23 protein-coding genes, 3 tRNA genes and 2 pseudogenes are annotated in these 26,108 nt (G+C 65.0%); 6 read left to right on the forward strand and 22 right to left on the reverse strand.

The window, feature by feature from the left end:
* Nucleotides 1–4: 4 nt before the first annotated feature.
* On the forward strand, nt 5–910 hold the full coding sequence (locus tag BN996_RS19790; protein WP_139043123.1) for a hypothetical protein: 906 nt from the start codon (nt 5–7) through the stop codon (nt 908–910).
* Nucleotides 911–920: 10 nt separating this feature from the next.
* On the opposite strand, the gene BN996_RS12980 is transcribed toward BN996_RS19790, so the two are convergent.
* From BN996_RS12980 to BN996_RS13010, 7 genes are all read right to left on the reverse strand, one after another.
* Complete coding sequence (locus BN996_RS12980; RefSeq protein WP_089779601.1) at nt 921–1,349, reverse strand: PD-(D/E)XK family putative nuclease; 429 nt, start codon at nt 1,347–1,349, stop codon at nt 921–923.
* A 399-nt stretch (nt 1,350–1,748) separates the two neighbouring features.
* A tRNA-Ala gene (locus BN996_RS12985) sits at nt 1,749–1,820 on the reverse strand.
* A 254-nt stretch (nt 1,821–2,074) separates the two neighbouring features.
* Entirely contained in the window at nt 2,075–2,383 is a 309-nt protein-coding gene (rpsJ, locus tag BN996_RS12990) for a 30S ribosomal protein S10 (protein WP_004044563.1), read from the reverse strand.
* A gap of 2 nt (nt 2,384–2,385) precedes the next feature.
* Nucleotides 2,386–3,651, reverse strand: a complete 1,266-nt coding sequence (tuf, locus tag BN996_RS12995; RefSeq protein WP_042663874.1) for a translation elongation factor EF-1 subunit alpha — start codon at nt 3,649–3,651, stop codon at nt 2,386–2,388.
* A 191-nt stretch (nt 3,652–3,842) separates the two neighbouring features.
* Nucleotides 3,843–4,994 carry a homoserine dehydrogenase gene (locus BN996_RS13000; RefSeq protein WP_139043124.1) on the reverse strand — a complete coding sequence of 384 codons (1,152 nt, stop codon included), beginning with the start codon at nt 4,992–4,994 and terminating at the stop codon, nt 3,843–3,845.
* On the reverse strand, nt 4,991–5,560 hold the full coding sequence (locus BN996_RS13005) for an amino acid-binding protein (protein WP_089779603.1): 570 nt from the start codon (nt 5,558–5,560) through the stop codon (nt 4,991–4,993). Before BN996_RS13005 ends, BN996_RS13000 begins: the two co-directional genes overlap by 4 nt.
* A gap of 344 nt (nt 5,561–5,904) precedes the next feature.
* Nucleotides 5,905–8,088 carry an elongation factor EF-2 gene (locus BN996_RS13010; protein ID WP_042663872.1) on the reverse strand — a complete coding sequence of 728 codons (2,184 nt, stop codon included), beginning with the start codon at nt 8,086–8,088 and terminating at the stop codon, nt 5,905–5,907.
* A 190-nt stretch (nt 8,089–8,278) separates the two neighbouring features.
* Between BN996_RS13010 and BN996_RS13015 the strand changes: the two genes are divergently transcribed.
* Entirely contained in the window at nt 8,279–9,034 is a 756-nt protein-coding gene (locus BN996_RS13015; protein WP_042661921.1) for a DUF5781 family protein, read from the forward strand.
* Between the two features lie 100 nt (nt 9,035–9,134).
* Here BN996_RS13015 and BN996_RS13020 read toward each other — a convergent pair whose 3' ends face one another.
* The 9 genes from BN996_RS13020 to BN996_RS13060 form a co-directional block, all read right to left on the reverse strand.
* A complete protein-coding gene (locus BN996_RS13020) occupies nt 9,135–9,749 on the reverse strand; it encodes a 30S ribosomal protein S7 (RefSeq protein WP_042661920.1) in 615 nt (204 codons plus the stop codon).
* A 2-nt stretch (nt 9,750–9,751) separates the two neighbouring features.
* Complete coding sequence (locus tag BN996_RS13025) at nt 9,752–10,180, reverse strand: 30S ribosomal protein S12 (protein ID WP_004044570.1); 429 nt, start codon at nt 10,178–10,180, stop codon at nt 9,752–9,754.
* Nucleotides 10,181–10,407: 227 nt separating this feature from the next.
* Nucleotides 10,408–11,301, reverse strand: a complete 894-nt coding sequence (locus tag BN996_RS13030) for a mechanosensitive ion channel family protein (RefSeq protein WP_042661919.1) — start codon at nt 11,299–11,301, stop codon at nt 10,408–10,410.
* Nucleotides 11,302–11,352: 51 nt separating this feature from the next.
* Entirely contained in the window at nt 11,353–11,772 is a 420-nt protein-coding gene (locus BN996_RS13035; RefSeq protein WP_089779605.1) for a NusA-like transcription termination signal-binding factor, read from the reverse strand.
* A gap of 2 nt (nt 11,773–11,774) precedes the next feature.
* Nucleotides 11,775–13,034 (reverse strand): DNA-directed RNA polymerase subunit A'', encoded by a 1,260-nt coding sequence (gene rpoA2 / locus BN996_RS13040; protein ID WP_089779607.1) that lies wholly within the window; start codon nt 13,032–13,034, stop codon nt 11,775–11,777.
* Nucleotides 13,027–15,951, reverse strand: coding sequence for a DNA-directed RNA polymerase subunit A' (locus tag BN996_RS13045; protein WP_089779608.1), 2,925 nt, complete (start codon nt 15,949–15,951; stop codon nt 13,027–13,029). Before BN996_RS13045 ends, rpoA2 begins: the two co-directional genes overlap by 8 nt.
* A 12-nt stretch (nt 15,952–15,963) precedes the next feature.
* Nucleotides 15,964–17,793 carry a DNA-directed RNA polymerase subunit B gene (rpoB, locus tag BN996_RS13050; protein WP_004044575.1) on the reverse strand — a complete coding sequence of 610 codons (1,830 nt, stop codon included), beginning with the start codon at nt 17,791–17,793 and terminating at the stop codon, nt 15,964–15,966.
* 1 nt (nt 17,794) lies between these two features.
* On the reverse strand, nt 17,795–19,360 hold the full coding sequence (locus tag BN996_RS13055) for a DNA-directed RNA polymerase subunit B'' (protein WP_004044576.1): 1,566 nt from the start codon (nt 19,358–19,360) through the stop codon (nt 17,795–17,797).
* Complete coding sequence (locus BN996_RS13060; RefSeq protein WP_004044577.1) at nt 19,357–19,584, reverse strand: DNA-directed RNA polymerase subunit H; 228 nt, start codon at nt 19,582–19,584, stop codon at nt 19,357–19,359. The genes BN996_RS13055 and BN996_RS13060 overlap by 4 nt, the downstream gene beginning before the upstream one ends.
* Nucleotides 19,585–19,851: 267 nt before the next feature.
* Between BN996_RS13060 and BN996_RS13065 the strand changes: the two genes are divergently transcribed.
* Nucleotides 19,852–19,924 (forward strand) — tRNA-Asp (locus BN996_RS13065).
* A gap of 29 nt (nt 19,925–19,953) precedes the next feature.
* A tRNA-Asp gene (locus tag BN996_RS13070) sits at nt 19,954–20,026 on the forward strand.
* Nucleotides 20,027–20,617: 591 nt separating this feature from the next.
* Here the strand turns inward: BN996_RS13070 and BN996_RS20535 are convergent.
* The 5 genes and pseudogenes from BN996_RS20535 to BN996_RS13090 form a co-directional block, all read right to left on the reverse strand.
* Nucleotides 20,618–20,770, reverse strand: a pseudogene (locus tag BN996_RS20535) (IS6 family transposase); the annotation flags it as partial.
* Nucleotides 20,737–20,871: pseudogene (locus BN996_RS20920) on the reverse strand (IS6 family transposase); the annotation flags it as partial. The pseudogenes BN996_RS20535 and BN996_RS20920, both read right to left, overlap by 34 nt.
* Nucleotides 20,872–21,366: 495 nt before the next feature.
* Nucleotides 21,367–21,723 (reverse strand): fluoride efflux transporter FluC, encoded by a 357-nt coding sequence (locus tag BN996_RS13080; RefSeq protein ID WP_089779610.1) that lies wholly within the window; start codon nt 21,721–21,723, stop codon nt 21,367–21,369.
* Nucleotides 21,720–22,055 carry a CrcB family protein gene (locus tag BN996_RS13085; protein WP_089779612.1) on the reverse strand — a complete coding sequence of 112 codons (336 nt, stop codon included), beginning with the start codon at nt 22,053–22,055 and terminating at the stop codon, nt 21,720–21,722. The genes BN996_RS13080 and BN996_RS13085 overlap by 4 nt, the downstream gene beginning before the upstream one ends.
* A gap of 20 nt (nt 22,056–22,075) precedes the next feature.
* On the reverse strand, nt 22,076–23,125 hold the full coding sequence (locus BN996_RS13090; RefSeq protein WP_089779615.1) for an ATP-binding protein: 1,050 nt from the start codon (nt 23,123–23,125) through the stop codon (nt 22,076–22,078).
* A gap of 75 nt (nt 23,126–23,200) precedes the next feature.
* Here BN996_RS13090 and BN996_RS13095 point away from each other — a divergent pair, with 75 nt between their 5' ends.
* Complete coding sequence (locus BN996_RS13095; RefSeq protein WP_089779617.1) at nt 23,201–23,644, forward strand: DUF7382 domain-containing protein; 444 nt, start codon at nt 23,201–23,203, stop codon at nt 23,642–23,644.
* 24 nt (nt 23,645–23,668) lie between these two features.
* Here the strand turns inward: BN996_RS13095 and BN996_RS13100 are convergent, their stop codons facing one another.
* Nucleotides 23,669–24,937, reverse strand: coding sequence for a tRNA(Ile)(2)-agmatinylcytidine synthase (locus BN996_RS13100; RefSeq protein ID WP_089779619.1), 1,269 nt, complete (start codon nt 24,935–24,937; stop codon nt 23,669–23,671).
* 142 nt (nt 24,938–25,079) lie between these two features.
* Between BN996_RS13100 and BN996_RS13105 the strand changes: the two genes are divergently transcribed.
* Nucleotides 25,080–26,054, forward strand: a complete 975-nt coding sequence (locus BN996_RS13105; protein WP_089779621.1) for a transcriptional regulator — start codon at nt 25,080–25,082, stop codon at nt 26,052–26,054.
* Nucleotides 26,055–26,108: the final 54 nt, after the last annotated feature.

A 26,108-nucleotide genomic window follows, 5' to 3' on the forward strand; every position in this document is an offset into this window, starting at 1 on the left:
ATACATGCCTGAAGATTCCTTATTCCATGAAATAATCAACTATCGGAAAAATATTTATGATAACTTGGCAAGTGACTCTCTCTCAATTTTAAGTATTCAGCTATTCATAATTCCACTAACAATATCTCTGATTAGTCTAGTGTCACGAGTTGCAGCAAATAACGAGAATAAAGAGACTTCGATTATTGTTGACATGGCAAGGGATCTTAACAATCCGATGACTGTTCTTGCCATATTTGGGATGGTAATGTCAATTTCACTCTCGTCAATCACATATTATAACGCTCGGAGAAAATCTAATGCACAACTGAGATATCTCAGCGAACGATATTATAGTCAAGACACTGAAACGGCACTAGAGCAGGTATATCAGTGGTACAATTCAGTTTTCGGAGACCATGTTGAGAAACCATCTAGTTACGAAGATGTAATTGAAAGTTTCAAGAAGGGTGACAATCCAGGAGAGTTTATCAGGGCAACACTAGCAACATCACTATTCTTGACACTATCTTCCCTCGCGATTATATTCGATTTAGTGGTGTCTACAGTCTTCAACCAAGTAACCAGCATTTTAATTATTATTGGGATACTTACAGTAATAGGACTTACGTATGTCCGCCATATTGCTGCATTAATTCTATACTCAGAACAAATAGCCAATAAACTAAATAGGTTTTTAATATCTGTTCTCTCAAAATTAGTGTTTAGTGAGGACTCCTTAGCTCTCAAGAACCCACTAAGGAATTTGACGTTTGCCTCAGTGATACTACTCACACACCCTTTTTTGGCACCATATGCCAATTCAGACAGCTATTTACTCACCTTTGCTGCTGCGTACGTGCTCTTCGCTCTTGGAGTGCACTACCAAGCAAAGCTAGAAGTCCCTCACCGGGATAGCAACCAAGACTAGGTGATCGGTACTAGGTCATCAAATACATCTTCCGCTGTTCCTCAAACTCCTCGTGGCCGGCTTCGTTCCACCCACCAGCCTCACGTACCCACTTACTCACCGTCGACGGCTTCGCCCGACGAATCCGAATCTCACCCCTGTCGAAGTCGTAGAGGACGAACGCGAACCACGCAACGCCCCGAGCGTCCGCCGCGAGTAACGAGCGCGTCTGGTCGTGTCGAAGTCGAAAGCGTCCGTGCGCGGGGTACTTCTCGCCGATCCGTACGGAGGTGGATTTGACCTCGGTCTTCGCGCCGCTGTTGGGATGGACACAGTCGTACCAGAACGCGTCGTCTGGTCGGTGGTCAAGGTCGTAAACCTCGGCGACCAACTCCTCGGCGAGCGTCGCGGTCTCGCCGCTCTGCAGTCGCTCTTTTTGATGTCGCGAGAGGTCGCGCATATCCAGACGATCGACACTGGCGTGACTCGCAGGGCTCCTGACAGAGCCACTGCTCGTCGGTTTGGTGTCGAGAGAAAGTAGTGGACTCGCGGGGTCCCCACGAGCAGTGCGAGACGACCGTGTCGTCTCGCTGGCCCTGCGGGCGACTTACGGGTCGCCCGCAGACGAAGCGAGTGGGGGCAAGCGAGTCCAGTGACTGAGGGAGTGAAACGACCGAAGGAAATGGACTCGCGGGGATATTGAACCACGGTCGCTCCCGTTCGCTCGCGACGCTCGCTCACCTCTCGCTCCCTGATTCAAATCCCCGCTCGAACAGGCACTACATCACGCGACGCAGAAGGTACTCGTCGGACTCCTCACGGAGTCACGACTCGCTGGGTTGCGTCGCGAAAATGGTAGTGGACTCGCGGGGATTTGAACCCCGGGCCTCTTCCTTGCGAAGGAAGCGATCTGCCACTGATCTACGAGCCCTCATTCCCACGGAGTCGTGGGATACACTTATACCCTATGTTTTGTCCGCGGCCGGGCATGCGATAGCATCCCGTTCCGTCGGGCGATTATGCGGGCGTCTGCTCGCGCGTCGAACGGAAGTGAGATGACACGCGCCTTAGCGCTGAAGGTCAGCTCGGAGGCAGAGTCCTCCGGACGCGCGCCTCGACAGCCGCGAGTGTGACGGGCGGGCCGTCACGAACGGGCGGTCCGAGAGAACCCGGACAGCGCCGTCGTTAGTCTTCGAGGACGATCTCGATGCTGACGTCGTTCGGAACCTGAACGCGCATCAGCTGGCGCAGAGCGCGTTCGTCAGCGTCGAGGTCGATGAGACGCTTGTGGACGCGCATCTCCCAGTGCTCCCACGTCGCCGTCCCCTCGCCGTCAGGCGATTTGCGGGCGGGGACTTCGAGCGTTTTCGTGGGCAGCGGGATCGGCCCGCTGAGGTTGACGCCCGTCTTGTTCGCGATCTCGCGGACGTCGTCGCAGATATCGTCGAGGTCTTCCGGACTCGTGCCGGCGAGCCGAACGCGTGCCTGTTGCATCGTTATCGCTCGTTGACTTCGAGCACTTTGCCGGCCGCGATGGTCTGACCCATGTCACGGACAGCGAAGCTGCCGAGCTCCGGAATCTCGGAGGACGGCTCGATGCTGAGCGGCTTCTGCGGACGGACGGTCACGATGGCGGCGTCGCCGGACTTGATGAAGTCCGGGTTCTCCTCAGCAACCTCGCCCGACGCGGGGTCGAGCTTCTGGTCGATGGACTCGATGGTACACGCGACCTGCGCCGTGTGGGCGTGGAAGACCGGCGTGTAGCCAGCGGTGATGACCGAGGGGTGCTGCATGACGACGACCTGCGCCTTGAACGTCTCGGCGACCTTCGGCGGGTCGTCAGCCGGGCCACAGACGTCGCCGCGGCGGATGTCGTCCTTGCCGACGCCACGAACGTTGAAACCGACGTTGTCGCCAGGTCCGGCCTGGTCGACTTCCTCGTGGTGCATCTCGACGGTCTTGACCTCGCCGCCGACGTCAGAGGGCTGGAAGCTCACGTTGTCGCCGGGGTTGAGGGTACCCGTCTCGATACGGCCGACCGGGACCGTACCGATGCCGGAGATGGTGTAGACGTCCTGGATGGGCAGGCGCAGCGGCGCGTCCGTCGGCGGCTGCGGTGCCGGCAGGTTGTTGAGCGCTTCGAGGAGGATGTCGCCGTCGTACCACGACGTGTTGTCGGAGCGCTCGGCGATGTTGTCGCCCTCGAAGGCCGAAATCGGGACGTAGGTCGCGTCGTCGGAGTTGAAGCGGACCTGCTTGAGGAGCTTGTTGACCTGCTCCTTGACGTCCGTGTACTTGTCTTCACTGTAGTCGACGACGTCCATCTTGTTGACCGCGATGATGAGTTCGCCGATGCCCAGGGTGCGGGCGAGGAAGACGTGCTCGCGGGTCTGCGGCGCGACACCGTCGTCGGCGGCGACGACGAGAACCGCGTTGTCAGCCTGCGAAGCACCGGTGATCATGTTCTTGACGAAGTCGCGGTGGCCAGGACAGTCGACGATGGTGAAGTAGAACTCGTCCGTGTCGAACTCCTGGTGGGCGATGTCGATGGTGACACCGCGCTCGCGCTCTTCGGCGAGGTTGTCCATGACGTAGGCGAATTCGAATCCGCCCTTGCCCTTCTCCTCGGCTTCCTCTCGGTGCTGCTCGATGACGTGCTCCGGGACGGAGCCGGTCTCGAACAGGAGTCGGCCGACGAGCGTACTCTTACCGTGGTCGACGTGGCCGATAATGGCCAGATTCTGGTGGGGTTTGTCGCTCATTGGTGTGGTCACGCGCTAAGGCGCTCTGTGGGGAATGTTTTTGCTGAAACCCCTAAAACGATTTCGATACGCGCTACGGGCCGTCTAACCGCCGTACTGCGATTTGCGGAACCATACCACGGTCGCGGAAACGGAACGGCCGGTCGAGGTCGACTGTCAAAGAAAACGAGGGGTACAGGCTGTCTCCCGGTCTATTCGAGACGAGACACGTCGGACAGAACGGCCGTCGCCGTCTCGGGACCGCCCGCTCCGCGGCCGCTGATGTTCAGTTGCCCCGCGTGTTTGGTCTCCAACTGGACGATGTTCTGCGTGCCCGTGACCGACAGCGCGGAGCCCTGCGGAATCAGCCGCGGGGCCACGCGGACGCCGTCGGCGGTTGCCTCGCCGATGAGGCGGACTGTCCGGCCGTCCTCGGCGGCGAGGTCGAGCGCCGTCCCCGGAACGTTGCGGATGCCCTCGACTTCGGCGTCGTCGAGCGCGTACTCGGTCTCGCCGTCCGAGAGGACGTTCGCGAGGATGACGAACTTCAGCGCGGCGTCGATGCCGTCGACGTCGAAGGTCGGGTCGGCCTCGGCGACGCCGAGGTCCTGTGCCTCCGCGAGCACGTGCTCGTAGTCGAGGCCCTCGGCGGCCATCCGCGAGAGGATGAAGTTCGCCGTCCCGTTCAGCACGCCGCGAGCGGCGGTCACGTGCGGCGCGCCGAGGTCGGAGATGGTCGAGAGGATGGGAATCGCGCCGCCGACGGCCGCCTCGAACTGTACCGTCCCCTCGCTTTCGGCTTCGAGCGCGCGCAGGTCGGCATAGCGCTCGGCGACCGGACCTTTGTTCGCCAAGACGACGTGGCGGTCGTCGCCCAGCGCGCGCTCGACGTGCGAGAAGCCGGGTTCGGCGTCGCCGAGCGTCGTCGGCGTCGCCTCCACCAACACGTCGTAGTCGGCGTCGAACACCGATTCGGGGGCGGCATCGCCGACCACGCCCTCGCGTTCTTTGCGGTCGGCATAGCGCTCGGCGACCGGACCTTTGTTCGCCAAGACGACGTGGCGGTCGTCGCCCAGCGCGCGCTCGACGTGCGAGAAGCCGGGTTCGGCGTCGCCGAGCGTCGTCGGCGTCGCCTCCACCAACACGTCGTAGTCGGCGTCGAACACCGATTCGGGGGCGGCATCGCCGACCACGCCCTCGCGTTCTTTGCGGTCGTGGACCGCGCTCGGGTCGAGACCGTCCGGGTCGGCCACCGAGGACGACGAGTCCGCGAAGGCGACGACGTCGTGGCCGTAGTCGCCCGCGAGGTCGAGGACCGAGCCGCCGACCGCGCCCGCGCCGAGCACGGCGAGTCTGAGGCTCATTGGGAGCCCTCCGCGAGCGGTTCGACGACGTGCAGACCCTTCTCGGCGGCGAGGTCGCGGACGACCGACAGCGTCTCGTCGACGCGGCCGGAGCGGACCGCGAGTCGGAGCCGGGCGCTCGACGCCTCGTCGGTCCCCTCGCGGGCGGACAGCGACAGGTCCTGGAGGGTCGCGTCCGCCGAGGACTCGATGCGGTGGAGCGTGTCCGAGAGGTCGGAGTCGACGATGTCGCCCACGAGGATGACCATCACCTCCTCGCCGAAGTGCTCCGCGCCGGCGCGGATGACGTTGACGCCGGCGTCGCGGAGCGCCTCGACGATTCGCTCGAAGCGGTCGGGCGGGCATTCGAGGTCGACCTCCACGGGGATGTGCCCGCGAGGGGTCAGGCTCCCGCGCTCGTGGAAGATGGAAAGCAGATTGCCGCCGTTGTCGGAGATGGGCTTGAGCGCGGCCAGAAGCTGTCCGGGCTCGTCGACGAGTTCGAGCCGAATCGTGTGCGGTTTCGGCATCTCGCCGCTCCCGTCGGCCTCGGCGTCGCTCCCGCCGTCGATGTCCTGTGCGCTCATCGCCCCACCCCCGAGGGCCGTCCCGACGCTGTTGTCCGCGACGCGCGGCTCGGTCGTGGTTTCGCGTCGTCGCGCCAGGAGTCGAGAGACGTGCCCTTACGCATATCTACCCGTGATTCGGCCACGCGGTATAAGCCTTCGCAGCCGACACGGTTTGCCGACGCCGAGGGCGTGCTGGCATGTGTCACGGACGGCGGTCGACCGCGAGCGCGACGGCGAGCGGCGAGACGAGAAAGACGCCGGCGGCGACACGGGAACCGGCCTGCGGCGACGCGAAGACGGGCCGACGAACCGGGGCTATGGCTGCCCGGGTGAAAAAACGAAAGAAGGCGCGGCGGTCGCGCTTAGATGTAGTCGATAGCCTGCGAGAGCTCGAGCTTCATGCCCTTGCGCTCGCGGATCTCCATGATCTTCTCGCGCTGGAGGTTGTCCGAGAGCACGCGGAAGCCGGCGTTCTCCGTGTTCCAGGAGGCGCGGCCTTCCGTGGCCGAACGGATGTCCGACGAGAAGCCGATCATCTCTTCGACGGGCGCGATGCCCTCGATGACCATGAGGTCACCTTCCTGGTACATGTCGTCGACGCGGCCGCGGCGACCCTGAATCTCGCCGGAGGCCGAGCCCATGTATTCGGAGGCGACGTCGATGCGGACGTTCTGGATGGGTTCGAGGAGCTTCACCTGACCCGCGATGAGCGAGCGGTGGACCGCGTCGCGCGTCGCAGGGATGACCTGGGCGGGACCGCGGTGGATGGTGTCCTCGTGGAGTCGCGCGTCGTGGAGGCGCAGGAGCGTCCCCTGGACGGGCTCCGCGGCGAGCGGACCGTCGTCGAGCGCCTCTTCGAGACCCTCGATGACGAGTTCCATCGTCTCGTTGAGGTGCTGGATACCCTTCGTGTCGTCGATGAGGATGTTCGTCCCGTGGATGTGTTCGACGTTCTGGGACGTGTCCTTGTCCATGCCGGCTTCCTGCAGCGCCTCGCGGCGCTCCAGTTCGGGCATGTCCATCGAGATTTCGCCGAGCTTGATGGAGTCGACGATGTCCTGCGAGAGGGGTTCCGCCGTGATGTAGAACTTGTTGTGGCGGTTCGGGGAGACGCCCTCGACCTCGTGGGACTTGCCCTGGACCTGCTCGCGGTAGACGACAATCGGCTCACCGGTGCGGACCGGGATGCCCTGGTTGTCGCGGATGCGCTGGGTGATGACTTCGAGGTGGAGTTCGCCCTGACCGGAGATGAGGTGCTCGCCCGTGTCCTCGTTGATCTCGATGCGGATGGTCGGGTCTTCCTTCGCGACCTGCTGGAGCGTCTGGATGAGCTTCGGCAGGTCGTCCATGCGCTCCGCCTCGACGGACTTCGTGATGACCGGCTCGGAGATGTGCTCGATGGACTCGAACGGCGTCATCTCGACGGACGAGACGGTGGAACCGGCGATGGCGTCACGGAGGCCCGTGACGGCCGCGATGTTCCCCGCGGGGACACCACGGTCGAGTTCCTCGCGCTCGCCGCCCATGAACACACCGACGGACTGGACGCGGTTCTTGCCCGCGGTCCCGGAGACGTAGAGCTCCTGGCCCTTGCGGATGGTTCCGGAGAACAGGCGACCCGTCGCGATTTCGCCCGCGTGGGGGTCCATCGAGATGTCGGTCGCCATGAAGACGACTTCGCCGTCGTCGTCGACCTCGCGCATCTGGCGCGCGATTTCAGACTCGGAGTCTCCGCGCCAGACCGTCGGGATACGGCGGGGCTGGGCGTCGAGCGGGTTGGGGAAGTGCTCCGCGACCATGTCGAGGACGACGTCCGAAAGCGGCGTGCGCTCGTGGAGTTCCTGGCGGTCGCCACCGCGCTCCAGTTCCATGATGTCGCCGAAGGAGATGCCGGTCTCCTCCATCGACGGCATGGAGACGCCCCACTTGTAGAGGGCGGACCCGAAGGCGACGGTCCCGTCTTCGACGGAGACCGTCCAGTCGTAGTCCTTCTCCTCGGTCATCCCGCGGATGAGCTCGTTGACGTCGGTGATGACGTCGACGAGGCGCTTCTGCATCTCCTCGGGACCTTCCTGCAGTTCGTTGATGAGGCGGTCGACCTTGTTGATGAAAAGCGCCGGCTTGACGCCCTCGCGGAGCGCCTGACGCAGGACCGTCTCGGTCTGCGGCATGGCACCCTCGACGGCGTCGACGACGACGAGCGCGCCGTCGACGGCGCGCATCGCGCGCGTCACGTCGCCACCGAAGTCGACGTGGCCCGGCGTGTCGATGAGGTTGATGAGGTGGTTCTCGCCTTCCCATTCGTGGGTCATCGAGACGTTTGCGGCGTCGATGGTGATGCCGCGTTCCTGTTCGTCTTCCTTCGTGTCCATCGCGAGCTGCTGGCCGGCAGTCTCGTCGGAGATCATGCCCGCACCTGCGAGGAGGTTGTCGGAGAGGGTCGTCTTACCGTGGTCGACGTGAGCGGCGATGGCGATGTTCCGGATCTGCTCCGGCTTGTCCATCAGTTTCTCACATTCCTGGACGATCTTCTTTCGTCGGCCCATTATACAGGGGTCTACCGGCAGGAGGGTCAAAAGAGTAGTGTTTTTGCCGAGCGGATTTCCCATTTTCAGCCGTCCTACCGCCGGGGTATGAGCATTTTTGTCACGATACCCGAGACTGTCCGCCGGACGCGAATCTCGTCGCCGCGGTCGGCGCAAGAGTCATGTTGGTTGATAACATTCCTCAACTTGAATGGACCTCCGAGTCGTCGGGGGCGCGCCGGCAGACCCGTTCTTGAGCGCCGCCGACCTGTTCGAAACCGAGTTCGAGCTTTCGTACCCCGTGTTCGTGCGCGTGCGCGACGACCCCGATTCCCGCACGTGGGCCGGCCACTATCAGGACCACCACGTCCTCAACATCTCCCGGCAGGCCGCCACCAGCGCGATGGCCCGCGAGCTCGCGCTCCACGAGCTATCGCACATGGCCCGAAACGAGGAGGGCCACGTCTCGCACTACCAGTCCACGCGCGAGGCGGTCTTCCTCGCCCTCGCGGGCCGGACCGTCGAGCGCCGAAAGCTCGCGCACTGCTACCAGATCGCCAACCACTGCAAGGACATCTACGCCGACGACCTGACGCTGTCTGTCGCGCCCGCGGACAAACTCGTCCAGTTCCTCGAATCGCAACTGGCCGCGGCGCTCGCCGACCGACCGCAGTCGCCCGCGCGGCCGGGCTCTCGACTCGTCACCGCGGGGTCGGACCCCGAAATCACGGCCGTGAACGCCGCGTTCGCCCTCGCGCTCGTGGAACGGCACGACCTCGTCGAACCGGACCACCGGCTGTACGACCTCGCGCACGCCGCGGCCGACGACGCGCCGTCGGTGTCGCTCGACACGTTCAAAGAGCGGTTCCGGACGCTCGCCGCTGACCCCTCGAAAAGCGAGTACCGCCGGACGCTCGTGGACGTGGTGAAAAACTACGTCGTCAACCCCGGCGTGGCGGCCGACTGAACGCCGCGCGACGACTGCGGGAAAGCGAGCGAACGAACCAGCGACCCCGTCGTGCGGCGTCGTCACTCGCCGCGGTGAAAAACGAAAGAGAGTGGAGAGATTACCGGGCCGCTTCGGCGACGCGCTCTTTCTCCTCTTTCTGGGAGATAGCGTACGTCTGGACGTCGTAGTCGGCCGCGCCGATGAGCTGTTGTGCGAGCGCCTCGGCGGCGGTGGTCGTGGACTTGTAGGAACCGCTGAGGGTACCCTGCGCGATGAACTTCAGCGCCTCGTCGACGCGGCGCTGCGGGGCGACGTCGACGGCCTGCGGGACCGAGATACCGCCGTACTTGAGGCGGACGGTCTCCTCGCGGGGGCCGGCGTTCTCGACCGCGCGGATGAGCACCTGCACGGGGTTCTCCTCGGTGCGCTCGTTGACGATTTCGAACGCTTCCTTGACGATTTTGCTCGTCTTCTGTTTGTGTCCCGTGTTGTCCTCGGTCTGCATCAGGCGGTTGATGAGCCGCTCGACGATGCTGATTTCGGACTTCTGGAACTGCTTCGAGGCGTGACGACCCATCGTGTGGGCGATGGGCGTCGCCTTGATGTACCGGCTCATGCTGGGGTCGGTGTACTCCATCTCGGAGACGTCCCAGACGCCGAACAGAAGCGCGTTCTCTTTCGCTTCCTCGCTGCTCGCGGGGGACTCGGGCTCGGGTGCGTCGCTTTCCGACATTGTTAGCGCACCGGCTTTTCGGCGTTTCCGCGGACGAGTTCGATCATCGAGACGCCGTTGACCTTCTCGACCTTGTAGTTGACGCCCGAAAGGTCACCCATCGCGCGACCCTTCGCGCCGCCGATACCGGCGATGGTGACTTCGTCGTGCTCGTCGATGAACGAAATCGCGCCGTCACCGGGACAGAAGGCGGTGACCTGCTTTCCGTTCTTGATGAGCTGAACACGGACGCATTTCCGAATCGCCGAGTTCGGCTGCTTTGCTTCGATACCGACCTTCTCAAGGACGATGCCGCGACCCTGCGGGGCACCCTCAAGCGGGTCGGACTTCTTGCCGAGACCGCGCTCACGGCGCGCGTACTCAGAGTCGGACCAGCGGCGCTTCTGCCGGTCCTGCTTGAGCTTGCGCGCGGCGTATTTGCCGTTCGCCATAGTGAACAACAGTTCCAGATGGAGCTACTTAAGCCTCCCTTTTCGAATCCGGCGAGACGGCTTCAGGAGCGATTAGCGGCCCCTAAGGAGGAATCTGAGGTCGTTTCGTCGGTTCGAACGGCGGCACCTCCGCGTCGAAGAGCGACTAAACCGCCCGGAGATGGTGTCGTTTCGACCTCCGTGCGAACCGTCGCCACACCGGCCGTTTTCGCCCCCGTTCGGCCGGGTCACTCGCCGCCGCGCTCGCCGACGAGGTCCACGTCGAGGCGACCGCTGACCTCCCGTCCCGACGCCGGTCCGAGCGTCAGCCCCTCCTCGTCGAATCGTCGCTTGACCCGACGCCGGAACCCCGAGCGGACGTCGACGAGGCTCACGTCCATCGGCGAGGCGACCCAGAACTCCGCCTGCAGCCCGACCGAACTCCCGGCGAATTCGAGGATGCGCGCGGTCGGCTCCGGCTCGTCCAGCACGCGGTCGTCCTCCCGCGCCGTCTCGACGAGTTCGCGGAGCGCCAGCTCCGTGTCGTCGGCGTACGCGACGTCGACGCGCTCGGTGATTCGGTAGCGCTCTCGGCCGTACGGTCGGGTAAGCGCGTTCGTCGTGAGCTCCGTGTTCGGCACCGAGATGGTCTCGTTGTTCACCGTCCGTACGCGCGTGACCCGGAAGTCGACCGCCTCGACGACGCCCTCGCCGCCGGGCCACGATATCCAGTCGCCGACGTTGAAGTCCGGGTCTGCCACGAGAAAGAGGCCGCTGATGAGCGCGCCGATGACCTCCTGTCCGGCGACGCCGACGACGAGCGTCAGCGCCGCGACGATGAGCGCCGTGTCGGTCAGGACCGACGCGTACCCCGCGCCGATGACGCCGGCGAGCGCGGCGACGACGATGACGAAGGCGTGCGCGTAGGTCTCCGTCGCCGACTTCAGCGTCGGGTTGTTCCGGTTGCGGGAGCCGACGAGCCTCGTCACCGCGGGAACCACGAGCAGCCGACCGACGAGATAGACCGCGACCGCCGCCGCGGCGAACCCCGCGGTCGCGCTCGCGAGCTCCTCGTACTCCGAAAACCCCGTCGGGTCGAGTTGCCCGACTGCGACCCCCAACGACTGTCGTATCGGCGACATGCGTAGCTCGCCGTTCGGTGGGGACAAAAACGTGTGGTCGCGTCGACCGCCCTACGTCAACTGGATGTCGTCGATGTCGTAGTGGCGACGCGCCAGCTCGCGGGCGGTGTCGATGGTCTTCCCGCTCGCGCCGATGGCGACGCCGCGGTCGGCGTCGGCGACCTCGACGTACGCGACGGTGTCGTTCTGCCGCGAGAGAGTCACGTGTCGGACGGCCGCCGGCGCGAGCGCGCTGGCGACGAACGCCTCCGGCGTGTCGGCGTCCTCGACCAGTTCGACCGTCCGGCCGAGCTGGCGTTCGACCGACTGGACGGTCCGCCCGCCGGGGCCGATGGCCGTCGCCATGTCGCCCGCGGCGACGAGGAAGACGACCCGGTCGTCGAAGACGAGGCAGTCGTGGGCGGTCGCCTCCGTCTCCTCCTCGAAGAGGGCGATGAAGCGGCGAGCCGTATCCGACAGCGTAACTTTCATCGTCAGTCGTCGGACGGTTCGGGTGCCGCGTTGGCGTCCGCGTCCTCGACGTCGAGCGAGCCCATGCGGAGGTCCACGTCACCGGTGCCGATAGCGATCGGCTTGCCGACGATGACGTTCTCGATGACGCCGTCGAGGTCGTCTTCCTCGCCGTGGATGGCGGCGTCGAGCAGGTGGTTGACCGTGACCTCGAACGCGGCGCGGGCGAGGACGGAGTCCTTCGACCCGGAGATACCGTGACGGCCGATGGACTCGATGGTCCCGTCGTTCGTCATGATGTCCGCGACGAGCATCAGGTGGCGGATGTTCACGTCGTCGAGACCCTGCTCGCGGAGCGTGTTCATCGTCTCGTCGATGATGGCCTCGCGGGCGGCCTCGATACCGAGCTGTTTGTGCACCTCGTGGATGTTGTTCGAGGTGGTCCGGGAGGCGTCGACGCCCTCGATTGCGAGCGCGTCGCCGAACGCCGAGCCCTCGGTGTAGAGGACGAACTCCTCGCCGTCGGTGCTCTCGTTGTCCTCCTTGCGGATGACGACGCGGGAGACCTCCTCGATGCCCTTGAACACGATGTCGCGCAGTTCCTCGACGAGTTGGAGGAGCCGGCGGTAGCTCGGGCTCTCGGGGCCGAACTCGATGAGCGTCCCCTCGCGGCGGGTCTTGATGCCGAGCGCGTCCTCGATGGTCTCGGCGATTTCGCTCGCGATGACGCCCTCGTCGTCGTAGGTCGGCCAGCGTTCGAGGAGCGTCTCGTCGTTGAGGTTGACCTGCACGACCATGTCGGCGACGTTCGTCGAGATGTCGCCGAGCGCCAGAATCTTCGTGGACTCGATGTTCCAGACGACCTGGTGGGCGAGTTCGCGGTTGTTCGCGTACTCGTCGTCGAGGTACACCGTCATCATCGGCGTGTCGGGGGTCTTCCGCGCGTCCACCAGTTCGATGAGCCGCGGCAGTCCCTGCGTGACGTCGATTTCGGCGACGCCCGCGTAGTGGAACGTGTTCATCGTCATCTGCGTCCCCGGCTCACCGATGGACTGCGCCGAGACCGTCCCGACGGGGTCGAGCGGGTCGACGCGGGTGTCGAGGTAGCGCGCCTCGACGGCCTGCGCGATTTCGCCGGCCTGGTCGAGGGTGACGCCCTCGCGCTCTTCGATGGTCTGGTAGATGCGGTCCTTCAGTCGTCGAGACAGCTCTTTGGTCTCGACGATGTCGACGACGGCGTCGTCGACGAACTCGTAGTCGGCGGTTGCGTCATGTTCAGTCATCGGATTCGACCCCCGCACGGGCGTCGACACGCGGTTCGGCGTGCTCGGAGAGGTTGGTCGGCGGTTCGCGCTCGCCGAGGAAGCGTTCTTTCTCCTCCGCGGAGCTGAACTCCGAGGTGAGGACGCGGTCGGCGATGTTCTCGACGTCGATGGGCGTCTCGTCGTCCGAGGAGACCTTCACCGGGCTCGTGCCGTCCTCGCCGAACTCGAACTGGACGATGGTCCCCGACGTGTCGCGGACGGAGCCGTCGTACTGCGCCTCGAGCTCGGAGAGGGCGTTGATGAGCCGACGCTGGAGGTAACCGGACTTCGAGGTCCGGACTGCCGTGTCGACAAGCCCCTCGCGGCCACCCATCGCGTGGAAGAAGAACTCGCGCGGCGTGAGGCCGGCGCGGTAGGAGTTCTCGACGAAGCCGTGGGCCTCTGCCGAGAGGTCACCCGGTTGGTAGTGGCTCAGGGTGCGGCCTTCGTAGCCGCGGTTGATGCGCTCGCCCCGAACTGCCTGCTGGCCGACACAGCCGGCCATCTGGGTCAGGTTGAGCATGGACGCACGCGCGCCGGACTTCGACATCACGACTGCCGGGTTGTCCTCCTCGAAGTGGTCTTCGGCGATTTCACCGGCGGAGTCGCGCGCCTTGCCGAGGCGCTGCATGATCTTCATCTCCAGCGTCTCGTCGACGGAGCGCCCCGGCAGGGATTCGAGCTCTCCCGCCTCGTAGATTTCGATGAGCTCCTGAATCTTGTCGTAGGCGGCGTCGATGGCCTCGTCGACCTGCGCCGTCGCCTCGTCCGGGATGGACTCGTCGTCGATACCGATAGACAGCCCGAAGTGCATGATGGCGCGCATCGCGAGCGAGGCGATCTCGTTGATGAAGATGCGCGAGCGCGTCTTCGAGTAGTCCTTCGCGAGGGCGTCGACGATTTCGCCGCCGAACGCGCCGACGGCGTCCTCGTCGATGGTGCCCTGCACGAGCTGGCCGTCCTCGATGGTGACCGTGTCGCCGACCTTCGAGGTGAACTCCATGTTCAGGTCGTCCGGCAGGAGCTCGGAGAAGATCTGCTGGCCGGTCCAGTAGGGCTGGCCGTCCTCGTTTTCGCCCGCGGGCTCGGGGAGCGTGTCCACGCGCGTCGCGCGGAGCAGGTCGAGCGCCTGCGTCTCGACGAACTCGGGGTTGTCGTGGGTGAGCAGGTAGGTGCCCGAGATGTGGTCCTGAATCGCGCCGATGATGTTCTCGCCGAAGCGCGGCGAGAGAATCTGCTCTTGGACGCGCATGAGGACGCGCGCCTCGGCACGGGCCTCCTCGTTCTGGAGGGCGTGCATGTTCATCTCGTCGCCGTCGAAGTCAGCGTTGTACGGCGGACAGACGACGGTGTTCAGGCGGAACGTCTTGTACGGCATCACGACGACTTCGTGCGCCATGATGGACATCCGGTGCAGCGACGGCTGTCGGTTGAAGATGACGATGTCGCCGTCGACGAGGTGGCGGTTGACCTCCCAGCCGAGTTCGACCTTCTCCGCGAGTTCCTCGCAGTTCTTTTCGGTCACCTTCAGGCGGCGGCCGTCCGGGCGGCGGACGTAGTTCGCGCCGGGGTGGCTCTCGGGTCCGTTACGGACGTACTGTCGAGCCTCGTCGATGTTGCGCTCGGTGACGTTCATCGTCTGGGTCATCTCGGACGCGACGCGGTCCGGGACGCCGACCTCGTTGAGCGAGAGCGTCGGGTCCGGCGAGATGACGGTACGCGCCGAGAAGTTGACGCGCTTGCCGGACAGGGAGCCGCGGAAGCGACCCTCCTTGCCCTTCAGGCGCTGGCTGAGCGTCTTCAGCGGGCGGCCGGAGCGGTGGCGCGCCGGCGGCGTGCCCGAAATCTCGTTGTCGATGAACGTGGTGACGTGGTACTGGAGCAGTTCCCACAGGTCCTCGATAATCAGCTGCGGCGCACCCGCCTCGCGGTTCTCCATGAACCGCTGGTTGATGCGGATGATGTCCACGAGCTTGTGAGTCAGGTCGTCCTCGGAGCGCTGGCCGTTGTCCAGCGTGATGGAGGGACGCGCCGTGACCGGCGGGACGGGGAGGACGGTCAGAATCATCCACTCGGGGCGCGACCGGCTGGGGTCGATGCCGAGCGTGACGAGGTCCTCGTCCGGGACGTCCTCGAACCAGTCGCGGATGTCCGAGGGCATCAGCTTGTTCATGTCCTCTTCCGTGAGGTCGAGGTCGAGCGCCTTTTCGAGCGCCTTGCGGTCGTCGCCGACCGGGCGGAACTCGCCGGCGAGCACCTGATTGACGCGCTCGGCGTCGAGACCGGTCTCGTTGGCGAGGGTGACGGGGTCGACGCCCTCGTCGTCCTCGTCGTCGGGGTCGGGCTGCATCGCTTCGGCGATGCGCTCGGAGTAGTCCCCGGCGAGCACGTTCTGGACCTCGTAGTAGGTCGTCGGCTTCTCGTGTTTGATGTCGTGCTGCGGCGAGCCGCAGTGGGGACAGCGGTTGGCCTTGCGGGCCTGCCGGACCGCCGACTTCATCACGTCGCTCCAGTCGTCGCCGAGTTCCTTCGTGCGACCGAGCTTGTCGCGGTACTCGTCGGCCTCCTCGTCCGTGAGCGAGAGGCGACCGCACTCGCGACACGTTGAGCGGAGCAGGCGGCGGATGAGCTTCGTGAAGCCGACGTGGATGACGGGCGCGGCCAGTTCGATGTGGCCGAAGTGCCCGTTACACGACCCGGAGTGCTGGCCGCAGGTGCGGCACTGCAGACCGGGGTCGATGACGCCCAGCCGCGGGTCCATGAGACCCATGTCGATTGGGTAGCCGTCGTCGTCGTAGGTGTCCGCGGTGATGACCTTCGTCGCGGACATGTCTCGGTACGTCTCCGGGTCCATCAACCCGAACTGGATGCTGCCGATTTCTTTGGGTGTCTGCATTGACATGAGTGGTTAGACCGCGTCCTTCAGTTCGATTCGCGGGCGGACGCCGAGCGCGACCATCTCGTCGAGGAGCAGCTTGAACGCGTAGCTGATCTCGATTTCGTGGATGTTGTCCTCGTCGCCGGTGACCGGGTCGTAGATGCGGCGCTGGTCGCGGTCCTCGACGGCGACCATGCCGGTGTCGGCGGAGATGTAGACCTTCTCCTTGTCGGAGGAGTCGAGCAGGCGCTCCTGGAGCACCATCGCGGCACCGTGTCCGATGACGGTGTCGCGCTCCATCTCCCCGAGACGGAGGCCACCCTCGCGGGCGCGACCCTCCGTCGGCTGGCGGGTGAGCACCTGCACGGGACCGCGCGAGCGGGCGTGCAGCTTGTTGCTCACCATGTGGTACAGCTTGTGGTAGAAGATGATGCCGACGAAGATTTCGGCCTCGATCTTCTCGCCGGTGACGCCGGAGTACATGACCTCCTTGCCGGAGGACATGAAGCCGCGCTCTTCGAGCGCCGAGCGGAGCTCCTCTTCGTTTTCGCCCTGGAAGGCGGTGCCGTCGACGCGGCGGCCTTCGAGCGCGCCGACCTTGCCGCCGAGCATCTCCAGCACGTGGCCGACCGTCATGCGCGACGGCAGGGCGTGCGGGTTGAGCACGAGGTCGGGAACGACGCCGTCGGCGGTGAAGGGCATGTCCTCCTGGGGTGCCAGGTGGCCCACGACGCCCTTCTGTCCGTGACGGGACGCGAACTTGTCGCCGAGTTCCGGAACGCGCTGGTCGCGGACGGACACCTTGGCGAGCTTCGAGCCGTCTTCGCCCTCCATGAGCGTGACCGTGTCCACGACGCCCGATTCGCCCGAGCGCATCGTGACGGAGGTCTCGCGGCGCTTCTGCGGCGAGAGCCCCGCCATGTCGTCGGGCTCTTCGAGGAACCGCGGCGGCGAGGTCTTGCCGAGCAGCACGGAGTTCTCGTCGACGACCGTCTCGGGGTTGACGAGGCCGTCCTCGTCGAGGTGCGAGTACGCGTCTTCACCGCGCGCGCCGCGCACGTCCTGGGACGGAATCTCGAAGCGGTCTTCCTGCCCGCCGGGGTAGCGGCGCTCCTCGCCCTCGTAGGTGCGGAAGAAGTGCGAGCGGGCGAGGGCGCGTTCGACGGAGCCCTTGTTCATGACGAGCGCGTCCTCGATGTTGAAGCCCTCGTAGGACATGACGGCCACGACGAAGTTCTGGGCCGCCGGTCGCTCGTCGAACCCGATCTGCTCCGTGGTCTGCGTCTTGACCATCGAGAGCTGCGGGTAGTGCATGAGGTGCTGGCGGGTGTCCGGGCGGATGCGGTAGTTCGCCGCGGGCAGCCCCAGCGACTGCTTCATCATCCCTGCACCCATCGTAATGCGGGGCGAGGCGTTGTGCTCCGGGTACGGAATCATCCCGGCACCGATGCCGAAGATGAGCTGCGGGTCGATTTCGAGGTGCGTGTGGTCCTCGTTGAGTTCGTCCTCGTCGACCGCGACGTAGATGTCTTCTTCCTCCTCGGCGTCGATGAACTCGACGAGCCCGCGCTCGACGAGGTCGTCGAAGTCGAGTTCGTCGTTGTCGAGCGCCTCGACGTGGTCGTCGTCGAGGAGCGGTTCGCCGTCTTCGACGACGATGAGCGGACGGCGGGCGCGGCCCGCGTCGGCGTTGATGATGACTTCGCGGGTGCGCTCTTTGACGGAGACGTTCACCATCTGGCTCACGTCGCCGCGGCGGCGCGCCTCTCGAATCTGTGCCGCGAGTTGGTTGGGGTCCGGGTGGGTCCCGACGAGACTACCGTTGACGTATACTTTCGCTTCTCGCTGTGCCTGAGCCATGTTAGTCGTCCGCGGGTGCGGCGTCGACGCTGTCGATGCCGGGGATACCCTCGACACCCATCGACGCGAGTTCTCGTTTCAGCGACTGTTCGTCCTCGACGTTCTGGGAGAGCTCCATCGCCTGCGCGAAGTTCTTCACCAGACCGCAGTTCGGTCCCTCGGGGGTCTCGGAGGGACAGATGCGACCCCACTGGGTCGCGTGCAGGTCGCGCGCCTCGAAGTGCGGCTGCGACCGCGACAGCGGACTCCGGAGGCGGCGAAGGTGCGACAGCACACCCATGTAGTCGGTGCGGTCGACGAGCTGCGAGACGCCGGAACGGCCGCCGACCCAGTTGCCCGTCGCGATGGGGTGTTCGAGCCGCTCCGTGAGCACGTCGGACCGGACAACGGTGTTGACCGTCAGGTTCCGGTTCCGCATGTTGGCGCGTTCGAGCTGGTACTTCACGTCGCGCGCCAGCTTGTTGAGCGCCGTCCGGAAGAGGTCCTTCATGAGGTCGCCGGAGACCTTCAGGCGCTTGTTGGCGTAGTGGTCCTTGTCGTCGGAGTCGCGGCGCTGGAGTGCGAGTTCGAAACACGCCTCGGCCATGCGACAGAGGTAGTACGCCTTGTTCATGCGCACTTCCTCTTCTTCCGCGCCCTCCTCGTGGAGGTGCGGGAGCAGGTAGCGGTCGATGACGTAGTTGGCGCGCTTGAGCTGGTAGTTCTTGCCCTGCCCGCCGGCGACGCGCTTGCCGAGCGCCTCGATGGCCTGCTCTTGGGTCTGCACCTCGGCCTCTTCGAGGTTTTCGAGCATGAACTTCACAATCTCCGGGTCGTCGGAGACGCGGTGGACGATCTCCTCGTCGGATTCGAGGCCGAGCGCGCGGACGAGCGTCACGAAGTTGACGCTCCCGGAGACCGACGGGAACGACACTTCGAGGAGCCCCTCGCGGTTGCGCTCACACAGCACGAGCGCGCGGTAGCCGCGGCGCTGGCTGAACGTCTTCGCGACCTGAATCTCGTCGCCGTACTTCGTGTCGTACTCGGCGAGAATCTTGTTCGGTGCCAGGTCCTCCGAGGTCATGAGCACGCGCTCGGAGCCGTTGACGATGAAGTAGCCGCCGGGGTCGACGGGGTCCTCGCCGATTTCGACGAGGTCCTCGTCGGAGAGCTCCGCGATGTTGCACTTCGAGGAGCCGACCATGATGGGCATCCGGCCGACCTTCGTCTCCGCGGTGTCGACGACGACTTCCTCTTCTTCCTCGCCGCCGCGGACGATGGACATCTCCATGAACACGGGGGCGGAGTAGGTGATGTTGCGCAGGCGCGCTTCCTGCGGGAAGAGCAGTTCCTCGGAGCCGTCGGCCTCGCGGACGCGGGGCGTCTCCACGCGGACGCCACCGAGTTCGACGTAGACGGGTTCCTCGCCCTCCTTGTCGCCGATGTCCGTTTCGATGGTCGCCTTCTCCTCGACGACGTCCATCATGCCGCGTTCGAGGAACGCGTTAAACGAGCGGAAGTGGTGTTCAGCGAGCCGTTCTTCGGAGAAGTACTTGCGAGAGACCTCGCGTCGCGCTTGTCGGTTCATTCAATCACCAGTCGGTATACGACTGCTTTGTCTGTCGTTCGAGAGTTCCGAACGATCTTGATGACGTCGCCGGGCTCTGCGTCCTCGGGGAGCGCCGGGTCTTTCAGCTTGATCTTCGGGAGATTCGTCTTCTCGACGTTGTACTCCTGTAACACGTCCTCGACGGCCTCGTCGTCGAGTTTCGTGTGTTCCGGAACCAGTTTGTGTTGGCTTACGTCTACCATGTATGGTGCTGCTGGGTGCTGGAAGAAGCTGTCACGGGATACTACGGCTGATTTTGGGACGCACCCATTTAACACTTGCCAACTGCGTCGAAGAAAGGCGACGCTATCGGCAGTCACGCACCGGAGATGCGCGAATCGTCACACCTTGGCATGGGGTGTCGTGATATAAATGTCTTCGGGGCAGGAATCGCGGTACCGCGGGCCAAGGGCAACCCAGATGGTAAGTCTTATCTATAAACCTCGGCTACGGATGAGTGCAGACGGAGGGCCCGGGTGGTGTAGTGGCCCATCATACGACCCTGTCACGGTCGTGACGCGGGTTCAAATCCCGCCTCGGGCGCTCTCCGTACCGCAAACTCACTTCAGTAAGCCCGGGTGGTGTAGTGGCCCATCATACGACCCTGTCACGGTCGTGACGCGGGTTCAAATCCCGCCTCGGGCGCTTCTCTGATTTCAACTCCTCCAGCGAGGCGTCTCGTCGCCGAGCGACAGCGAGTGAAATCTGTGAACGTTGGCGGGTGGGATTTGAACCAAGGAGTGACGCGAACGGAGTGAGCAAAGCGACCGAGGCTCAAATCCCGTCACACCCGTTCGTTCACGTCGTTCACTCACGGGAGTTCCTGAGTTCACCTCACGCTGTTCGGTGAACTCCCGCCTCGGGCGCGTCTCTGATTTCAACTCCTCCAGCGAGGCGTCTCGAAGGATAAGTTGACACAGTATCCTCGCGCCTTCCACTACAGCGGTTTTATTATTCAGGAACAGTCGAGTTCAGTCAGAAAAGCCCATGTCAGATGATATGTCCAGACCTCCTAACTCACGGTGGTGGTATGGAGTGGCATTCTTCATCGGAGTTTTAGGTCTCACATGGGCTTCGTACGGTCTCCTCCACTTAGTTAGCGAACCCCAAGTTGGCTCTCCCCCAACTCTCGTTCCATCCGGTCCAGAGACTGGATTATTATTTCTATTCTCCTTGATTACGGTAGCGGCGACGATTCTGATCGGTGGTCTTCTAGCACCTCTGTACTGGCACTGTCTAGTTAGTGACCTCCTCAACCGGCGTTCGTCCGTCGAGCGATTGATGCGGTCGGTGGAAGTTATAGTATTGCGCAAATTGTATAAACCACTCGCGGACGCTCCCATGACTGCCCACCCACGAATTATGGAAGCGGTCGACTCGCACTTTGAGCTGGAGGCGAACACCCTGACGGGTGTCGCCGTCCGCTCACGCTCCCAAGTTTCTTCTAAATCCGCCGCAAAGCACTCGCTGAGAAGGTCTGCGAGCGTCATGATCAATTCACTCAAGGACCTGCTCGTTCCTCAAACTGGCTTAACTAGACAGTGCCTCTGTACTCAATATGTCTTTACCTAGATGTCAAAGCGCTCCAGCAGAACAACAGCGATTGGACACCGAACCGAGTATTGTGGGGAGTCATTAGCGTACTGCACCTTGGTTCGTTTGTGTTCTCAGCCGTGCAGCTGATAACGATTCCAGCAGGAGTTGTGTATCTATACAAGCGTCACAAAGAGGTCAAGCTCAGTTAATTAGCCAAATTCGTTTGACTCAAGATGGCCGACTTGCGCTTCCTACTCAGCACGGTCTCCACTAGAGATCAGTAGTCAAGAGTTTCGACAGAGTCCAGAATTTCATACTGCAGTCGTGGAAGGGGTTGAACCAGTAAACAAGCTCCTGTCAGAGTTAATTAACCAGCCTCTGGATGAGTTCACCGGCGTACTTGATGCGTTATTCTTGACGGAACATAGTGGGTGACATATCACTTACTCTCATCCCACAATCCCACCAGCAGCAGCCCCAATCGCAACCCCGACCAACGCCGCCAACAGCGTCCCGAACGCGTACCGAGCGGCCGTGTCGTAGTCGCCCGCATCGGCGAGTTCCGCGACGCCGACCGCGAACGACGAGAACGTCGTGAACGCGCCGCAGAAGCCGGTTCCGGCGAGGGTCGCGGTCGCGTCGCCCACGGGCGCGGTGGCGATGAATCCCAGCGCGACGCTCCCGAGGACGTTGACGGTGACGGTGCTCCACTTGCCGACGACTCGCTGGTCGACGGTGTGCCGGGAAACCGCGCCGGCCATCCCGCCGACGCCGACGAGGGCGGCCGACAGAAGCGGGAGGGTCATCGTCGCCCCCCGAACGCGAGGCCGAGCGCGGCGGCGGCGAAGCCGAGCGCGTAGTTCGCGCCGACGTTGAGCGCGCCGCCCATCGGCGACAGCGACGCGGTCTGGACGGCGAACGTGCTGTACGTCGTGAGCGACGAGAGCAGCCCGGTCCCGAAGAACAGTTGCGCCCGGCGGGAGGAGACCGACGTGATGAACGTCCCGAGGGCGAAGCACCCGAGGACGTTCACCGCGAGCGTGCCGCCCGCACCGGGAATCGCGACGGAGACGGCGTAGCGCAGTATCGCGCCGGCGAACCCGCCGAGGGCGACCAGCGCCAGTTCCGAGCGGTCCATACGGCCCTTCTCCGGCCAGACTACTCCACGGTTTCGGAACGGTCGCGCTCGGAGACCGCCCTCGGCGTCGCGCCGCCGTCGGGCGTCTCTCGGGGGCGAACCCGCACGTCGTGGACGGTCTCCGTGGTGTCGTCGACGACGAGCGCGCACCCGCGTTCCCGCGGGAGCCGAGCGCGGAGCGACTCGTCGAAGTACGTCGGGTCGGCGGCCGCCATCGCCGACACGTCCGGACCGGCGGTGAGCCGGTGGACGACCCGGAGGTCGGCCTGCGAGACGGCGACCTCGGGGAGCGCAGAGGGCCGCTGAGTCGCGAGGACGACGCCGACGCCGGGAGCGCGCCCGCGCGTGAGAAGCGTCCGGAGCGCCGGGTCGGCGAGTCCGCCGACGAACGCGTGGGCCTCGTCGAGAAGCAACCACGGAATACAGGAGACCGAGCCCGAAACACGGGCGTCGTAGAGGCCGCGGGCGACGACGCGGGCGACGGCGTTCGCGGGGGTCGCGTCCAGCCCCGAGAGGTCGAGCACGTCGGGCGCGGGGCCGCAGAGCGACCGCAGGTCGAGGCCGTCGGAGTGGAATACGTCCCACGAGTCGGCGAGCGCGAGGTGATTCGCCGCGGCTCTGCGCGCCTCGGGCGCGGCGTCGGCGTCGGCGACCGCCCCGCGCATCGCCAACAGCGAGTCTTCCGCGGCCGCGAGACGCCAGACGAGCGACCCCGCGGCGGCAGTGGGGTCGAGACCGAGCAACTCCGGCCACGCGCTCGGCGGGAGCGCGTCGGCGCGGACGCTCGGCGAGTCGTGGACCGCCGCGTCTATCGGCGACTCGGCGAGGCCGTCGAAGACGCCCATCGGGTCTATCACGACCGGCGCGACGCCCGCAGCGCGTGCCAGTCCCTCGGCCATGACGCCAAGCGTGTGGGACTTCCCGCTCCCGCGCTTGCCGACGACGACCGCCGCGTGCGGGCGGTTCACGTCGAGGCCGACGGCCGCGCCGTCGCTCCCGTCGCGGGCACGGTAGCATCCGAACCGACAGACCGGGCCGTCCTCGTCCGACTTGCGGCCGATAGTGTGCATGGCGCGGACTGGCCGCGCGATGCGACTTGAACCCCCGGACGAGGGTTTATATACGAACCCGCGGCCAGACGGGCTATGCTCGATATGTTCCGGTCAGACACGCGCGCTATCGAAGGTCTCCCCGTCCGCCTCGTCATCGCCCTCGTGGTCGGCGTCGCCAGTATGAGCGTCATGCTCAACATGCTCTCCGGCGTGCAGGGACTCGCAACCTCGGAACTCGACGTGAAGCCGACGCCCGACGTGGTCGGTCCGGGCGAACAGGACCTCGACTTCACCGTCGTCGACCACGAGGGCGACCCCGTGGAGGACGCGACGGTCATCGTGAAGTCTGGAACCGCCGAAATCGACGGCGTGGCGACGGCGAAGACCGGCGACGGGGGGTCCGCGACCGTTCACGTCGACGCCGAACTCGGCGCGAACCGCGAGGACGGGACGCTCGTCGTGGACGTGAAACCACCCGCCGGGGGGTCGTTCGTCGACCGCCGCGAGAACACGAACGTCCTTGTCGTTCAGGACTGAACGCCGAACCCCCGAACCGCGACCTCAGCGCTCCGGGTGCGTCGCCGCGTCGAACCCGCCGCGAACGAGCGGCTTGGCGATGTGCCGGCGGGCGCACGGCGGCACCTCGTACCAGCCGAGTTCGAGGTCGCGGTCGACCGCTCGGTCGACTTTGCCGGGCGCGTCGGTCCCGCAGTCGCGACACCGGTAGCCCTGATTCCGGCCGGCGCTTTTCATCGTCCGCCCGCAGTCGGGGCACGTCGGCGTCGCGGGCTCGGTCCGCACGAGGTCACGGACCGCGAACTTCTCCAGTTTGAGCGTCCCGTCGCCGACCTCGCCGCAGGCGGTGAGCGCGTCGCCGACGCGGAGCGCCCGCACCCGGTTTCGGAAGCGTTTCGTCGGTTCGAAGGCGGCGACCGAGACCACGGAGCCGTCGGCTTCGAGGTCGAAAAAGACGTGGCCGCCGGGGCGCGTCTCCGGTTCGGAGGCGACGGTGCCGGCGACGCGGTAGGCGCGGCCGTCGCGGAGGGCCGAGACCACGCCGTCGCGGAGGTGCGCGTCGGTCCCCTGATTCGTGAGAAACGTCGCCGAGCGGTCGACGGGTTCCGAGTCGATGGCGGCGGCGACCTCGCGGACGGTGTCGACGTCGTCGCCGCGGATGCCGTGGAGAATCGGCCCCGGCGCGTTCGGCACGCAGACGGCCTCGCCCTCCTCGCGGTCCACGGTGTCCCACGCGTCGGGATACGCCGCGTCGGCGGCGTCGAAGACGGAGTCGAAGTCGACATCGCGGGGCGTCCCGCAGCGGTGGAACTCGCGGTAGGTGATGTGTTCGTAGGTCCACTCGTCGAAGGCGGCCCACGCGCCGACGGCCGCGAGCGCGCCGATGCGGCCTCGACCGCCGTGCCAGCCCTCGGTCAGAAAGCCGGAGCGCTCGGCGAGGTCGACCGCCGCGTCGAGGTCGTGGAAGTCGCGGACGGCGTCGCGGGCGAACTCGGCGACGGCGGTCGAAACCGTGTCGGCCGACCCCGGCGCGACGACGAGGCCCGGACTGGTCCGGTCGTCGTCGAGGACGGCCCAGCGGTCGAGTTCCTCGCGGGCGAGGTCGAACGCCGCGCCCGCGGGGAGGTCGGTGTGAATCGCCAGCGCCGCGTTCCCGCGGGTCTTGTGTTCGACCGCCGGGTTCAGGCGGACGAGGAGTCGCCGCTCGACGGTCCCGCCGCGGGCCTCGACCGCCTCGGCGACGAGCGTCGCCAGATAGGTCGTACACATCCCGAGAGTGCGGGAGTCGGTGTCGTCGAGGCCGATGACGGTCATGAGCGGAGATTGCCGGAGGGCGCAGTAACGCCTTTCGGGACGGCCTCGGCTATATAAATGCGGCATCGAGAACGGATACACCACGGCGAGGGCGGCGATATCGGGGAAAACGCTTTATGGGCCGAATCGCTTATTGCCCCCTATGTCCCGGTCAGCGCTGGTTGGTAATGTCGCCGCGATGCTCCAAGACGCGGGCTTCGTCGTGAGCGACCGCATCGCCATCCGGCCGAAGAGCTTCGACCTCGCCGCTCGCAGGGGCGAGGACCTGTTGCTCCTCAAGATACTGGGGAACATCGACGCGTTCGACGGCATCACCGGCTCCGAGATGCGACGCCTCGGCTCGTACCTCGACGCCACGCCGTTGGTCGTCGGGCTTCGGACCCGAGACGAGGACCTCAAACCCGGCGTCGTCTACTTCCGCCACGGCGTGCCGGTGTTGAACCCCGACACCGCCATGGACCTGTTCGTCGAGGAAGTTCCCCCGCTCATCTACGCCGCCCCCGGCGGGCTGTACGTGAGTCTCGACGGCGACGTGCTCGCCGAAGAGCGGCAAGAACGCGGGTGGAGCCTCGGGCAGCTCGCGACCGAACTCGGCGTCTCGCGGCGCACCGTCTCGAAGTACGAAAACGGCATGAACGCGAGCATCGAGGTGGCGATTCACCTCGAAGAGCTGTTCGACCGCCCCTTCTCGAACCCGGTCGACGTGCTCACGGGTGCCGAGGACGTGCGCGACGCCGAGCCGACGCCAGACGACCCGGACGTCGACCCCGACGACGAACACGTCCTGTCGGTGCTGACGCGCGCCGGCTTCACCGTCCATCCGACCGCCCGCGCGCCGTTCAAGGCCGTCAGCGAGGACGCCGGGCGCAGAAAGGAGACGAACGTCCTCACCGGACACTCGCCCTTCACCCGGAGCGCAGAAAAGCGCGCCCAGATCATGTCGTCGCTCGGCGAAATCACGCGGACGCGCTCGGTGTACTTCGTCGAGGAACAGCAGAAGCGCGAGTCGGTCGACGGCACCGGCATCGTCAGCTGCGAGGAACTCGCCGCCATCGACGACCCCGACGAAATCCGCGACCTGATTCGCGAGCGGACCCGCGACCCCGCCGAGAGCTAACTCCGCGCCAGCCCGGCGGCGTCGGGCGCGCCCGCCCGAGCGACTATCGTTATT

The organism is Haloferax massiliensis (genome assembly GCF_001368915.1).
In the GTDB taxonomy this organism is placed as follows: Archaea; Halobacteriota; Halobacteria; order Halobacteriales; family Haloferacaceae; genus Haloferax; species Haloferax massiliensis.